This is a genomic window from Acidicapsa acidisoli (genome assembly GCF_025685625.1).
Lineage (GTDB): Bacteria > Acidobacteriota > Terriglobia > Terriglobales > Acidobacteriaceae > Acidicapsa > Acidicapsa acidisoli.
Genome location: NZ_JAGSYI010000002.1, coordinates 1,488,281 through 1,501,883, shown reverse-complemented (window position 1 = coordinate 1,501,883; position 13,603 = coordinate 1,488,281). Strand labels below are relative to the sequence as shown.

At 55.6% G+C, this 13,603-nt stretch carries 13 protein-coding genes; 12 read left to right on the top strand and 1 reads right to left on the bottom strand.

Annotated features, from left to right (window positions below):
* Window positions 1–399 precede the first annotated feature (399 nt).
* Window positions 400–1,404, bottom strand: a complete 1,005-nt coding sequence (locus tag OHL23_RS16120; protein ID WP_263352937.1) for a hypothetical protein — start codon at window positions 1,402–1,404, stop codon at window positions 400–402.
* A gap of 648 nt (window positions 1,405–2,052) precedes the next feature.
* Here OHL23_RS16120 and OHL23_RS16115 point away from each other — a divergent pair.
* The 12 genes from OHL23_RS16115 to OHL23_RS16060 all read left to right on the top strand — a co-directional run bounded on the left by OHL23_RS16115 (window position 2,053) and on the right by OHL23_RS16060 (window position 13,602).
* On the top strand, window positions 2,053–3,795 hold the full coding sequence (locus tag OHL23_RS16115; protein ID WP_263352936.1) for a phage tail sheath family protein: 1,743 nt from the start codon (window positions 2,053–2,055) through the stop codon (window positions 3,793–3,795).
* A gap of 18 nt (window positions 3,796–3,813) precedes the next feature.
* Window positions 3,814–4,341 carry a phage tail protein gene (locus tag OHL23_RS16110; RefSeq protein ID WP_263352935.1) on the top strand — a complete coding sequence of 176 codons (528 nt, stop codon included), beginning with the start codon at window positions 3,814–3,816 and terminating at the stop codon, window positions 4,339–4,341.
* A gap of 51 nt (window positions 4,342–4,392) precedes the next feature.
* The gene (locus OHL23_RS16105; RefSeq protein WP_263352934.1) at window positions 4,393–5,088 is read left to right on the top strand and encodes a T4 family baseplate hub assembly chaperone; all 696 of its coding nucleotides are present in this window, start codon (window positions 4,393–4,395) and stop codon (window positions 5,086–5,088) included.
* On the top strand, window positions 5,085–6,164 hold the full coding sequence (locus tag OHL23_RS16100) for a hypothetical protein (RefSeq protein WP_263352933.1): 1,080 nt from the start codon (window positions 5,085–5,087) through the stop codon (window positions 6,162–6,164). Before OHL23_RS16105 ends, OHL23_RS16100 begins: the two co-directional genes overlap by 4 nt.
* Complete coding sequence (locus OHL23_RS16095) at window positions 6,157–7,416, top strand: DUF4255 domain-containing protein (RefSeq protein WP_263352932.1); 1,260 nt, start codon at window positions 6,157–6,159, stop codon at window positions 7,414–7,416. The genes OHL23_RS16100 and OHL23_RS16095 overlap by 8 nt, the downstream gene beginning before the upstream one ends.
* Window positions 7,413–9,455, top strand: coding sequence for an ATP-binding protein (locus OHL23_RS16090; RefSeq protein WP_263352931.1), 2,043 nt, complete (start codon window positions 7,413–7,415; stop codon window positions 9,453–9,455). The genes OHL23_RS16095 and OHL23_RS16090 overlap by 4 nt, the downstream gene beginning before the upstream one ends.
* Window positions 9,452–9,715 (top strand): hypothetical protein, encoded by a 264-nt coding sequence (locus tag OHL23_RS16085; protein WP_263352930.1) that lies wholly within the window; start codon window positions 9,452–9,454, stop codon window positions 9,713–9,715. The genes OHL23_RS16090 and OHL23_RS16085 overlap by 4 nt, the downstream gene beginning before the upstream one ends.
* Window positions 9,716–9,882: 167 nt before the next feature.
* Window positions 9,883–10,863 carry an eCIS core domain-containing protein gene (locus OHL23_RS16080; RefSeq protein ID WP_263352929.1) on the top strand — a complete coding sequence of 327 codons (981 nt, stop codon included), beginning with the start codon at window positions 9,883–9,885 and terminating at the stop codon, window positions 10,861–10,863.
* Between the two features lie 76 nt (window positions 10,864–10,939).
* Window positions 10,940–11,599, top strand: a complete 660-nt coding sequence (locus tag OHL23_RS16075; protein WP_263352928.1) for a hypothetical protein — start codon at window positions 10,940–10,942, stop codon at window positions 11,597–11,599.
* Window positions 11,596–11,955, top strand: a complete 360-nt coding sequence (locus OHL23_RS16070; RefSeq protein ID WP_263352927.1) for a LysM domain-containing protein — start codon at window positions 11,596–11,598, stop codon at window positions 11,953–11,955. The genes OHL23_RS16075 and OHL23_RS16070 overlap by 4 nt, the downstream gene beginning before the upstream one ends.
* A complete protein-coding gene (locus tag OHL23_RS16065; protein ID WP_263352926.1) occupies window positions 11,948–13,069 on the top strand; it encodes a hypothetical protein in 1,122 nt (373 codons plus the stop codon). Before OHL23_RS16070 ends, OHL23_RS16065 begins: the two co-directional genes overlap by 8 nt.
* Window positions 13,066–13,602 carry a phage baseplate assembly protein V gene (locus OHL23_RS16060; protein ID WP_263352925.1) on the top strand — a complete coding sequence of 179 codons (537 nt, stop codon included), beginning with the start codon at window positions 13,066–13,068 and terminating at the stop codon, window positions 13,600–13,602. Before OHL23_RS16065 ends, OHL23_RS16060 begins: the two co-directional genes overlap by 4 nt.
* The last annotated feature ends 1 nt before the right edge of the window (window position 13,603 follow it).

The following is a 13,603-nucleotide window of genomic DNA, read 5'->3' as shown; positions in this document are numbered from 1 at the left end:
GACCGCACGGGGAGTATAGCACAGCATCAACTTCGAATCGCTATGGCTGATCTCGAATCGCAAAACCGGACACATTCCTGTTCACTCGGAACAGGTTCTGGCTGGTGAGGCAGATGTCAAAGGAATCACTGACGCCCGGGTAGCGATCTCAAACGATGGACGTGACGCGCTTTGCGTAAGCAACATGAAAGAGAACTATTCTCGTATCGAACACATCAATCTGAGCAAGCATATGTATCATCACGGACCCAAAACACCAGAATAGTTCTGGCGGTGTGTGGACGTGGGCTCATGCACTGTCTTGAAGAGAGCGTGAGCCGCAAACAGCGGTTCCCCTATTGCCAGGGCACAAATAACTAATCCCGTGGCCGAGTAACATTGTCGTCATCCAAACTGCAGCTAACTCGGTTGCGAATCCTTTGATCCCTCTACCTCACTCTTTTCTCTCGGCTTGATCGTTGAGCGGACGACCATGAATTGATTCAGCAGATCGAACCAGAATGGCGCGCCTAGTGTCATGGCGATCGCAGTAAGCAGCCATCCCGCAATCGCGAACAGCAGGCTGTCGCTTTCACCGTCCGTGCTGAGGAATGTGTAGTGCCTGCCGTTCCAGCCGACTGGTAGCGCGAGGGACTGCAAATCGGCGAGATTCTTCGTGATTTCCCCAGCCGCGGGTTGTGTTTTGCCGTATTGCTCTCCCACTGTCACGGCATAGGAGCGCAGCGCGGGGCTGGTCCATAGAGCGCGCGAAACAGCGATGGAGTCCACATTCAAGGTCAGAGCCACAATAAGGCCGAGTATAAATAGCGCGAACTGAGTCCTCCGCTTATACCATCCGGCGCAACGATCCATACCGTCGTCGAACCATTGCTCGAATGCCTGCCTCGTTTTCGCGATGTCTCCGCCAGACTGGCGTACCAGCGCGGTAAAGGCCTCCTTTGCTTTGCTGTCGGGAAGATCGCGGAGCATCTTCAGCATGGTCCCAAGGTCGAGTGGCGCTGGCTGTTCGCCGGCGGGTCTGGCAGCGTCTGCAAACTTCGAGGTTTTGTCGCGCTGGAAAAGAATGTCGAACAAGGCAATTGCAAACGTTCGCGACGGGATGTAGGACGGAAGTTGGCTCCCGCCTCGAATCCACTGCGCCACGCCTGTTGCTTTGTCAGTTCTGTAAAGACTTTGCACCAGGCCATGGTCATAGATTGCCTGCGCGTAGGTCTGAGCAGGACCCTTGTCAGCCAGTTTCAACGCGCCGCCGGAAAAGAGGCTCTGAATTCCTTTCTCAAGGTTCTTTGCTCGCGAACCGAGTATGCCGGCTATCGCCTCGTTGATAGCGGTGCAAAAGAGACTGAGCAGCAGATATATCAGGGCCATTCCAATCGCAACTTCAAGCGTTGTGGAATTCAGCATCAGATCGCCTCCAGGTTTATTTTCGGATGTTACATCGATTTCATCAGAACGTTTCTATAAATTGAAAGCACGAGTGTTTTCGCATCCCCGAACAGGTCTGTGCGTGACTCCATGTGTTTCTTATCTATTTAATCAGCCGATTTAGAGAACTTACTCATGAACTGAAAAGTTGGCATGAATTGACGCTGATGGGGATGGGAAATATTCAATGTACAAATGCCGCATTGGAGAAATGGTCGTGAGATCCTGGATCTTGTGAAGGGGAAGCCGAAGCCGCACAGGCGCAATGCCGTTCGGCCAGACTCGAGGTCGTCGCCATTGCGGCGGGTCGCGAAGTATCCTTCTTGATCGCCTGAAGTAAGTTCATATACAGCCACGATGCCAAGCGTTATGGAATCAGGGGTCTGCCGCACCGTTTCATGGAAATGATCGTCGCTTTACGAATCGAACATAGGATTTTCGTGAAGTAATTGTCTTTTTCGCTTGACACGTTGCGGTGTTCATAGTAACTCTTACTAACGGTCAGCAAAGCCGGACATCCCCACGCAGGTCCGTAGCCCACTCATCGGTTCGGTTCGCGCTACCTCCACAACAGAATTCGGCGCTTGAGTCTGTGTCGCTCATCTCTATTCAGAGGAGTGCGTTTGCATGCCAGTTTCGACGAGTTATCCGGGCGTCTACATCGAAGAAATCCCAAGCGGCGTGCGCACCATCACAGGTGTCGCGACCTCAATCACAGCGTTTCTTGGTCGTGCGCTGAGCGGGCCGTTGAACGGAGCTACGACGATCAATAACTTCGGGGATTTCGAGCAGCTGTTTGGCGGGCTTGCTGTCGATTACCCGATGAGCTACGCGGTCAACGATTTTTATCAGAACGGCGGCGGCCAAGCCATCATCGTCCGGATTTTCGGAGGGGATCCCAGCAAGGCGACAGCACAGCTGACTGTCTCTGGTTTGAAGCTGAACGCGTCAAGTCCGGGTACGTGGGCGAATGGTCAAGCCGTCGGGGCAACTGTAATGAATGGCCTGACAGCGAGCGTCGATGCCAATCTCATTACAGCGGATGTAGCGAGTAGATACGGATTGCAAGTAGGCGATCTGTTCAATTTGACCGTTATTGAAATGTCTAACGGACAAGTGGCGATGCAGGAAAGATACCTGAACGTTACGGTCAAGCCGGATACAGGTTTATCTGCGGCAGCCAGGGCGCGGCGTGTGGATCGCGTTCTGGCGCAGAGTTCGGAGCTTGTAGTCGTACCGATGAAGTCGCCTGGAGTTCCGGACCTGCCAGCAACGAATCCTGCCCCGCCGCCTGCCGCCCCGGCTGCGCCTGCCGGGCCTGCGGCTGGCCCTGCACCTGTTGCTCCGGCCGCTCCCGCTGCGCCCGCAGGACCTGCTCCGGCCGCTCCCGCTGCCCCGCCTGCCCCTGTTTTAGCACTAGGCGGATCTGACGGCGCTGCGCTGCAAGACACAGACTACATACCGACCAATGGCCAGGCGAGTAAGACGGGACTCTATGCGCTGGAGGGAGCTGATCTTTTCAACCTGTTGTGCATTCCGCCTGATGTGCCCGGTGGGGACACCTCACTCAATGTGTATTCGGCGGCGCTGGATTATTGTTACCAGAAGCGCCGAGCGATGCTGATCGTAGATTCACCAAGTATATGGAGTGAAAACCCGATTGGCGCTGCCGATCGAGCGATGAATGGATTAGCCGCCCTGAATCTTACGGGAGATCGTGCGCGCAATGCAGCGCTCTATTTTCCGCGGGTAATCGAATCGGACATATTGAGCCAGGGACAGCAGAACACCTATGTGCCATGCGGAATGATTGCGGGCATCATGGCATCGACGGACGCACAACGCGGAGTGTGGAAGGCTCCGGCGGGTCTTGATGCAGGCTTGAGTGGTATTGTGGGGCTCGATGTGAATTTGACCAACGATGAAAATGGTCAGCTTAATCCACTGGGAATTAATTGCTTGCGCACTTTCAAAGAGGCGGGAAGCGTGGTCTGGGGTGCGCGCACGCTGCGTGGAGCCGATCAACTGGAAGATGATTACAAGTACGTTCCAGTGCGTCGATTCACGCTATTCCTTGAAGAGAGCTTGTATCGCGGAACTCAGTGGGTCGTATTTGAGCCTAATGCTGCTCCACTCTGGTCGGCAATTCGTCTGAATGTGGGTGCCTTCATGCAAAACCTTTTTGTGCAAGGCGCCTTTCAAGGGCAGACGCCTACCGATGCCTACTTTGTGAAGTGCGATGACAGTACAACGACCCAGAATGATATCAACCTTGGGGTGGTGAATATCATTGTGGGGTTTGCCCCGTTGAAACCGGCGGAGTTCGTGGTGCTTCAGATTCAGCAAATCGCGGGAACCATCGCGACCTAACTTGCAAGGAGTGAGTCCATGGCCCAATTCACAGTGAATTCCTATCGATTCGACCCCTACAAGAACTTCAAGTTCCGCGTAAAGTGGGATGGAAAATATGTTGCGGGCATAAGCAAGGTATCGGGTCTCAAGCGATCGACCGAAGTGGTAAAGCATCGCGAGGGCGGCGATCCCAGCAGCAGCCGCAAGTCTCCCGGACGCACGGAATACGATGCGATTACCTTGGAGCGTGGTGTCACCCACGATACCGAGTTCGAGAAGTGGGCGAATAAGGTATGGGATTATGGATCCGGTCTCGGCAAGGAAGTTTCTTTGAAGGATTTTCGCAAGGATCTACTCCTCGAGTTTTATAACGAGGCGGGTCAACTCGCGATTGCTTACAAGATTTACCGATGCTGGGTTTCGGAATATCAGGCGTTGCCGGATCTGGACGCGAACGCGAATGCGGTTGCGATCCAGCACATCAAGCTCGAGAACGAAGGTTGGGAACGGGACGATGCCGTACCCGAGCCAACCGAGCCCTCGTTTACGTTGCCGGCACAGTAGCTTATGCAGGCGTTCACTTCCCGAGGCCTGCTCTCCGCCTGGGAATCAGGCATGGCGGAGCCCAACCTTACAGCAAGGGCATTGGCCCTTCTTGCGGCGGCTTATCCCGATGCCTCCAGAGCAGCGCTTGCGCAGTTGCAAATCGGAGAGCGCGATCGCCGGTTGCTGGCATTGCGCGAGCAGGTTTTCGGGAAGCGGCTGACGGGGTTGGCTGTGTGTCCCGGATGTGAATCGAGAATGGAATTTGAATTCAGCGTGACGGATATCGCCGTCCCACCGATTCATGAGGGGAACACTGTTGAGCCGGAGATCTTGCGCCGGGATGGATACGAGGTCGCCTTCCATGTTCCTACGAGCCTGGATTTAGCGGCGGTTCAGGAGTTGGACGGCTTCGACGACAGAATCAGACTGCTCCGGGAGCGTGTGGTCGATTCGGCGCTTTTTGAAGGAAATGCGGTGGCCGCCACCGAGTTGCCGCAAAGGATAGTAGCCGCATTGGACGAACGGCTGGGGGAAGTCGACCCGCTCGGTGACGTCAGGCTAAATCTAGTTTGCGGGGCATGCAATGAGGAGTGGCAGACATCTTTTGATATCGTTTCATTTCTCTGGACAGAAATTCATGCCTGGGCGATTCGCTTGATGCGGGAAATCCATTGTCTTGCGCGGGCTTATGGTTGGCACGAGGCCGACATTCTGGCTATGAGTTCATGGCGTCGTCAGCGTTACCTGGAGATGATGAGCGAATGAGCGGCTATCTTTCCAATCTGTTGTCCCGGACCTTTCAGCACCAGGCAGCGCTGCAGCCTCACACTGTCTCGATTTTCGGACCCGCGTCGGCGGAGCCGGGGTGGACTCCAACTTCGATGACGGAACTAGAGAGTCATGCCAGGGAGACGCCGTTGCAGCTTGGGCAGGAGAATTCAAGAACAGACTCGATCCGCGCTGAACCGCCCCCATCCTCGGAGAATGTGCAAATGGCGGCTGCAGATACTCTGCCGGTGAAACTGGCCAGCCAAGTGATGCCTCCCGTGGCAAGGCGAGAAGTGTCGGTTCCATCAAAACCCGTTGGCGAAGCCTTGTCTGCGCCGCACGTGTCGGAGAGAACACCGCTTGATGGACAAGATTTGCCGGTGAGCGCGGAAGGTGTCGCGACACGTAATGACTCTTGGGTGCGGGAGCGCGAAGCTCCGGCAGCCGGGCAGAAACGAATCCCGCCCCATGTCTCGTCAGAAGCGAAAGCGGAGCTGGCTGAGAAGACGATACTGCACCGGGTACCTTCACCGCTGAAGGATGAAGTGCCAGTGGTAAATGTGGCCACAAGGCTTGAGCGCGTCGTGGAAACCATGTCGGGGAGAGTAAAGGAGGCGTCGCAGCTAGATCAGCCCGCGCGACACGAAGAGGAGAGGCAAATAATCTCTGGAAATAATGTTCCGTCGCCGCGCGGTATTTCGGGAAAGGAGGTGGGAAGGTCCGCGATGACTGCGACTCCAGCGTCACCCCCTCCGCATGAAGATACTCCTCAAGTTCCGGTCGTAAATCGGCCGTCTTCTGAGGAGGGTGAGAATTATTTGAGACGCGATATAGAGGCAGTAACTCTCGTACCGATTCCTTCTTTGCGACAACTTGAGCCGCGTGAGACGCGTGCCGGTTTTCATGAACAGCGGCAACCAGCACGCGAACCGGTGATTGAGGTGACCATCGGCAGGATCGAGGTACGCGCCGCAGCGGTTGCGGAACACAGGCAGCCTGGTCCAACGTCTTCAGCTGTGCCTTCTCTGGAAGAATATCTGCGAAGACGTTCGGGGAAGAGTCGCCATGAGTAATCCGCTCGCCATCGCCGCGGTCACGGCCACGCTGCGCAATCTGCTGACGGCGGGAGTGACGGCTGACCCAGATCTGGCGGATACCGTTGTCACGATGCAGCCGTTGGACCGAGCCCGCGTGAATGGAAACACTGCGAACCAGGTAAACATCTTTCTCTATCATGTTTTGCCCAGCGGCGCGTGGCGGAATATGGACATGCCTGGTCGCGTAAAACCGGGAGAAATAGCGCAGCCTCCATTAGGATTGAATCTTTATTACCTGATTACAGCGTTTGGACGGGACAACGATACCCAGCGCCCCTTTAGCCATCAACTGATGGGAAGGGCGATGGCCTGTTTAAATGATCATCCGTTGCTGAGTTCCGACGAGATTAAGACGGCCCTTGCCAATAACGATCTTTGGCTTCAACTCGAACGGGTCCGATTTACCTTGCAGCCCTTTTCGGTGGAGGAGATTGCCAAACTATGGACGGGCTTCCAGACACAATATCGATTGTCCGTTGCATACGAGGCGGCAGTGGTGCTGATTGAGAGCTCGCGCGCGGTGGTGGCTGCTTTGCCGGTACTGCAACGGGGACAGGGCGATAGCGGCATTCAATCACAAACAAATCTGCTCTCGCCATTTCCTACGCTCGAGCAAATTGTTTTGCCACCGAACCAGACTACGGCGCAGCTTGGAGATACACTGACGCTCACAGGCTACAAGTTGAGCGGCAACCAGATCAGCGTTCAGTTTTCACACCCGCTCTTAACCACGCCGCTTACAGTGAGTGCTTCGACAGCAACGGACACAGAAATTACGGTTCTCCTTCGCAGCGATGTACAAGCTGGCGCGCCTGCGCCGAATGATCCAGCTATCTGGCCCGCGGGCGCTTACATGGTAAGCGTGGTGATCAGCAACAAGGGGCAAATCGATCAAACGAGCAATGCGATGCCGCTCGCGTTGTCTCCGGCAATCACGACTAAGCTTCCAATGAAGGCCAAGCGTGCCAAGAACGGCGTGGTCACGTGCAGTCTTACGTGCTCCCCTGAAGTGCGTCCAGAGCAGCGGGTGGCTCTGATGGTGGGAAGCCAGGAGATTCAATCTTCGCCGGTGGCGAATCAGACGAGCCAGCTCAGTTTCGTCATAACTGGCGTGGATCCGGGAACTTACTTTATCCGCCTGCGCGTGGATGGAGTGGATAGTCAGCTGGTGGATCGTACGACCGCAATTCCAGAATTTGATGCGTCGCAAAAGGTCACGATTCCATGATGGATGCTAGAGCATGGGAAGACGCCAACGCGCGCTATTTGTCGGCAGCTTTGGAGTGGCTGCGTCTGCGGTTGAACAATATTCAGAAGGATGATTCCGCGGCGAGAGGGAGTCGTGAAAATCGGAAAACCCCCGATGATTTGCCGAATGAACCAGTCGAAACCCTGGATCATTTCGTAGAGCAGGAGGTATCAATCGAGCCAGGTGAGACGTTCTTCCCGTCTCTAACGATTTTGTGCGAGAACCTGGGCCTCTCAAGCTTTGAAAAGAATGTGCTGCTCTTGTGCGCGGCAGCGGAGTTCGATCCGGGCATCTCGGCGCTCTGTGCAAAGTCCAAGTCGAACTTCGGGCTGCCCCATCCCACATTCGCGCTGGCGCTTTCAATCTTTGATGAACCTGCATGGGATTCCTTTTCACCCGAGCGTCCCTTGCGCTATTGGAAGCTGATTGAGATCAACCAGCCCGGTGCGGAACCTTTGACAATGTGTGCTTTGCGCGCAGATGAGCGCGTTGTCGGGTATCTCAAAGGTCTGAACTATCTTGATGACCGTCTGGCCCCCTATCTAACCCCTGCCGGATATGCAGGTCCCGCCTCAGATCTCGCGCCTTCGCAGAGACAGGTTGTGGAACAGATCGTGCAAAGCTGGATGCGTCCACTGGAAATGGGGGCGCGACCGATTGTGCAACTGTCTGGGCCCGACGCCTTAAGCAAACAAACAGTGGCCTTGCATGCGGCCGCAGACGCGAGACTTCGTCTCTATCGAATTTCCTGCGAAGCAGTGCCGACCCAACCGACAGACCTGGAGGCGTTCGCGCGTCTTTGGAGAAGAGAGAATCTACTTCTGCCTCTTGCACTTTACCTGGACGCGCAGGAGATGGACTCTGAGCCGCAGGCGACGGCCATGCGCAGGCTGCTGGCACGTTGTGATGGTTTCCTGCTTCTGGCAGTTCGTGAGACTCTGCCTCGCCCGGGCCGCGCTTCGTGGACCATCGAGGTTTCCAAGCCCACGCAGGAAGAACAGAAGTGTGCGTGGGAGAGTGTGATTGGTCCCAAGGGCAGTAAGATTCCGGGAGCGCTATCCGGTCAGTTCAGCCTCAATCTTTCCGACATCTCTCAAATTGGACAGATGGCTGTCTCCGAGACGGACTCGACGGATACATCCTATTCACAGAAACTTTGGGATGCCTGTCGAGTGCGCGTGCGTCCGCACCTCGATGCATTGGCCCTGCGGCTGGATCCCAAGGCAACATGGGATGACATTGTGTTGCCTGAGGAAGAGATGATGTTGCTGCATCAAGTTGCAGCGCAGGTGAACCAGCGAAGCAAGGTATACAACGACTGGGGATTTGGCCGCCGCATGAATCGGGGCCTTGGGATCAGCGCATTATTCGCGGGAGAAAGCGGCACGGGCAAAACCATGGCGGCCGAAGTCATTGCCAATGATCTTCGCCTGAACCTCTATCGCATTGATCTTTCGGCAGTGGTAAGCAAATACATCGGCGAGACTGAAAAGAATCTTCGGCGGCTTTTTGATGCAGCAGAAGATGGCGGAGCCATCCTGTTTTTTGACGAAGCCGATGCGCTGTTCGGGAAGCGCAGCGAAGTGAAGGATAGCCATGATCGATATGCGAACATCGAGGTCAACTACCTGCTACAGCGCATGGAAGCCTACTGTGGGCTGGCCATTCTGGCAACGAATATGCGGAGCGCACTAGATATGGCATTCACACGGCGACTTCGGTTTATCGTGAACTTCCCCTTCCCTAACCTGGCCGATCGACGACGTATGTGGCGCAAGGCCTTTCCGTCGCAGACTCCAGTCGATGATCTCGACTACGATCGTCTGGCCCGTGTGAACCTGACTGGCGGCAGCGTTCACAATGCGGCGATCAATGCAGCTTTTTTGGCCGCGCAGGCAGGAAAGCGGGTGACGATGAGCATGGTGCTTCAGTCCATTCGCAGCGAATTGATCAAGATGGATCGAGCGGTGAACGAAGCGGATTTTCGTTGTCTTGAGACTACGGGAGAAGTGGCATGAACGTGAAATTGCACATCGACCGGCTGGTACTGGAGGGAATTCAGCTACCGGGTTCACAGGGAGCGGCGGTCAAGGCTGCAGTGGAGGCAGAACTGGGCCGACTGATAAAGGCCAATGGCGTCAGCCAGGAGTTTCGGCAGGGACAGGTTGTTCAACGAGTGCGGGCAGGGGCGTTCCAACCCGCTCGCAACTCAACGCCGCGAATGCTTGGAACACAGATCGCGAAGTCGGTCTATGGAGGCATTGGAAAGTCCAGATGAGAGAAGGCCCTGTCGCGCGAGCAGTTCATTTCAACGCATTCATTCCATCCCAATCGCAGGGTTGGATACTGCAGCGGAAGTGTGCGTGTGGACAACAGGCGATGGGAGGGAAGTGCGATGAGTGCAAAAAGAAGCACCTGACATTGCAGAGAAGCCCGACAGCTCAGTTGGCACAACCAGCAGCGCCTCGGATCGTGCACGAGGTATTGCGTTCTCCTGGCGAGGCTCTTGATGCTCCGACGCGCAGCTTTATGGAATCACGCTTCGGCCGGGATTTCAGCCGGGTTCGCGTGCACAGCGACGAACTAGCGGCCGAGTCCGCAAGGAGCGTCAATGCTGCGGCCTACACAGTCGGTAGCAAGCTGGTTTTTGATCGCGGACAGTACGCTTCAAGAACGCATGAAGGGCGCAAGCTCATTGCCCACGAATTGGCGCACGTCGTGCAACAGTCCTCGGGTACGGTGCAGGCGGCAGGCGATTTGCGTGTAGGGGACAGCGATTCGCCACAAGAGCGCGCTGCCGACAATACGAGCTCCTGGATCATGCAGAGCCATGGAGCATCCGGTGAGTCACTGCTTTCGGGTTCAGCGGACAGAGCTATTCTTCAGCGTCAGCCAAGTCAACCGGGACCGCCCCCAACCACCGGCGGCCTTGACCTGACAGTGGACCTTGAACGCGGCAGTGTAAGCGTGAGTGTATCGGGACCTTCGAATACGCCGCTGGTACCGAAACCTACCATTGGACTGAGGCGCGATGCGTCCGGACAGTACCACGTCCTGATTGGCGGCAAGGATAAAGTTGTCACCCTGGATGAGATTCCAGGAATGTTGAGAAAGGCTGTGGGTGCAGGATCGGGAACGGCGCAGGCTGCTAAAAACTTCCGCATCCCCACGTGTCATCAGCTTCAGCTCAGCGGCAAGGAGCGAATGCCGCGGTTCATGACGTTCGAGCAATACAAGCTTCAGCAGCGGATTTGGCATGGGCAAGTCAATCCGCTTGGCGGCGAGGTATGGCTTGAGTTAACCAAGTCAATTTTCGACGCATTGATAGAGCTCTGCTTTCTCACGTTGACAGCACCACCTCGCGAAGCTCCTGAATACAACGATGCCCCGAATGGAACCTTGCCGAAAGGCAGCCTGTACGCGTAACCCCGGAGAAAGATGAACGAGAGCCAGTCAATTCGGTGTCTGCGACAGCGACCGCCACGGAGGAAAGGATGACTCCATGACGAGTTTTCCCAGATCTCCGCAATTGCTGAAGGGCGGAATCGTCCTGCTTGATCCCGACACGGGTATGCCTGTGCAGACGATCGTGCTGCAGTATAACCCCGACACGCTGACGCGTTCACTGCAGTTGCAGGGAATCGGTCCGGAGCCGGGAGACCGGCTGGAGGCTTTGCGGCTGAAAGCACCGCCGCTGGAAACGATTAAGCTCGAAGCCGAGATTGATGCGACGGATCAGATGGAGGTCGCGACTCCCACCAGCACGGTTGCGCAATTGGGAATCTATCCGCAACTCGCGGCGCTTGAAATCATGGTCTATCCCAGCGTCCAGCAATTGCTTGACAACGATTCGCAGGCGCAGATGGGCGTGTTGGAAATCGCCCCGATGGAAGCGCCGCTGTCGCTTTTTGTATGGAGCCAGATTCGCGTGTTGCCGGTGCGACTCACGGAGTTCAGCATCACGGAAGAAGCGTTTGATCCGAATTTGAATCCGATCCGCGCCAAGGTGAGTTTAGGAATGCGCGTATTGACAGTAAACGACCTCGGTTTTGCGCACAAGGGAGGCAGCTTGTTTATGACCTATCTGCAACAGAAAGGGCAATTGGCAACGAAGAGTCCGCAAGGTACGCTTAGCGCACTTGGATTGAGAGGAATTCCATGAGTAGCGCTCAAAGCTTATTGACCCCCGTGAGTGTTCAGGCCACGCTGTATCCGGCCACGAGCCGTTACTACGGCTTGCCCACGACGACGATGCAAACGCCCGCTGGTATTACGATCATTTATCTGACCCGTCGATTTGTGCCTTCTGCCGATCAGTTTTCTCTGATTCAAATGCACACCGTGACGCAGGACGAGAGACTGGACAACATTGCAAATCAATACCTGGGAGATCCCACCGCATTCTGGAGGCTTTGTGATGCAAACAACGCAATGCGTCCGGAAGAGTTAACCGAAACCATTGGCCGGCAACTTCGTATCACTTTGCCGCAAGGAATGTCGACGTCGCCGAATGCTTAGAGGCTTCTACTTATCGCTGCTGGTTGGTCCTGTGGTGCCAGTGCCGGCGCCCCAACCGGTCATGGACGCTCTGCTGAGCGCGCAGGTGACGTCCGCAGCAGGGCAAGCGAGTGGTTTTCAGATCACCTTTGCCCTCAGCAAAAAGTCGCTGCTCAGTACAGCGATGCTTCCAGCAGGCTATTTCGATCCCAAGATACGAGTCATCCTTGTAGTTACGACAAATAATGTGCCGACGGTATTGATGGATGGCATCATTACGCAGCATACTGTGACGCCAAGCAACGAGCCGGGGCAATCCACGTTGACAATCACCGGACAAGATCTTTCCCTGCTGATGGACCTGGAGGAGAAGAACACATGTTATCCGGGAATGCCCGCGGAGGCGCGTATTGCGTTACTCTGCTTGAACTATGTGCTTTACGGTATTGTTCCTCTTCCCATTCCGCCGGTCCTTCTGGATATTCCAAGTCCGACGGAGAGAATTCCGATCCAGACCGGCACTGATCTTAACTATGCGAAGGCTTTGGCGCAGGAAGCCGGTTACGTCTTCTATATTGAACCGGGCCCGTTGCCCGGCATGAGCATTGCATATTGGGGACCCGAAATTCGGATAGGGGTGCCACAACCGGCACTCAGCGTGAACATGGATGCGGACACCAATGTTGAATCCCTCAGCTTCACGTATGACGGACTGTCGAAACAGCAGATGACGGTCGGTGTTACCGAGCCAATTACGAAAATCACAATCGATCTTCCCGTGCCGGACATAGGTATTTTGCGGCCGCCGCTTGCACTAAGGCCGGCGATGCCGCTGCGGCAAGGACCACTTCCCGATTCATCCAAATGGACTTCTACGCAGGCGCTGCTTATGGGGATGGCGCAAACCGCGGAGGCATCGGATTCGATATCCGGCACAGGACAACTGGATGTATTGCGATACGGGCACATCCTGAAGTCGCGGCAACTGGTATCGGTGCGAGGTGCGGGTGTCGCGTACGACGGCTTCTATTACGTGAAGAGTGTGACCCACAACATAAAACGCGGCGAGTACAAGCAGAGCTTCAGCGTTGGACGCGACGGGATGATTTCATTGACACCGAGGGTGATGCCATGAGCGGGACGACAGGAACGAGCAGCAGAAGGAAGTTCTATGGCAAGTACAAGGGAGTGGTCGAGAGCAATGTGGATGCCGATCGATCAGGGAGGCTGCTCGTCAGTGTGCCGGACGCACTTGGCTCCGATCCCTGCATCTGGGCGGAGTCGGCAAGCCCTCTTGCCGGAACAGGCATGGGATTGTACTTCGTTCCGCCGATCGGTTCCGGAGTATGGATTGAATTCCAACAGGGAGATTCCGACTTCGCGATGTGGACGGGGTGTTGGCGCGGTTCATCGGCGGACGTCCCGGTCCTGGCAAATTCGGCGCCGCCCGAACCGCCTCCGATCGTGCTTGGCAGCAATTTGGGGAACTCGATTGTCATAAGCGATGTTCCGGGGCCTACGGGAGGTATTTCAATCATTTCGAATACGGGAGCAGCCATCCTCATCAACGATGCAGGAATCACGATCTCGAACGGCAAAGGCGCGATGATCACGTTGATGGGCACTGCCGTAGACATCAACACAGGTGGGCTCACGGTACTGAAGTAGG

Coding starts and splice junctions, on each gene's coding strand:
- OHL23_RS16100 (WP_263352933.1), top strand. CDS start 5,085: ATGAGCGGCTATCTTTCCAATCTGTTGTCCCGGACCTTTCAGCACCAG.
- OHL23_RS16085 (WP_263352930.1), top strand. CDS start 9,452: ATGAACGTGAAATTGCACATCGACCGGCTGGTACTGGAGGGAATTCAG.
- OHL23_RS16105 (WP_263352934.1), top strand. CDS start 4,393: ATGGCGGAGCCCAACCTTACAGCAAGGGCATTGGCCCTTCTTGCGGCG.
- OHL23_RS16095 (WP_263352932.1), top strand. CDS start 6,157: ATGAGTAATCCGCTCGCCATCGCCGCGGTCACGGCCACGCTGCGCAAT.
- OHL23_RS16120 (WP_263352937.1), bottom strand. CDS start 1,404: ATGCTGAATTCCACAACGCTTGAAGTTGCGATTGGAATGGCCCTGATA.
- OHL23_RS16075 (WP_263352928.1), top strand. CDS start 10,940: ATGACGAGTTTTCCCAGATCTCCGCAATTGCTGAAGGGCGGAATCGTC.
- OHL23_RS16115 (WP_263352936.1), top strand. CDS start 2,053: ATGCCAGTTTCGACGAGTTATCCGGGCGTCTACATCGAAGAAATCCCA.
- OHL23_RS16070 (WP_263352927.1), top strand. CDS start 11,596: ATGAGTAGCGCTCAAAGCTTATTGACCCCCGTGAGTGTTCAGGCCACG.
- OHL23_RS16065 (WP_263352926.1), top strand. CDS start 11,948: ATGCTTAGAGGCTTCTACTTATCGCTGCTGGTTGGTCCTGTGGTGCCA.
- OHL23_RS16060 (WP_263352925.1), top strand. CDS start 13,066: ATGAGCGGGACGACAGGAACGAGCAGCAGAAGGAAGTTCTATGGCAAG.
- OHL23_RS16110 (WP_263352935.1), top strand. CDS start 3,814: ATGGCCCAATTCACAGTGAATTCCTATCGATTCGACCCCTACAAGAAC.
- OHL23_RS16090 (WP_263352931.1), top strand. CDS start 7,413: ATGATGGATGCTAGAGCATGGGAAGACGCCAACGCGCGCTATTTGTCG.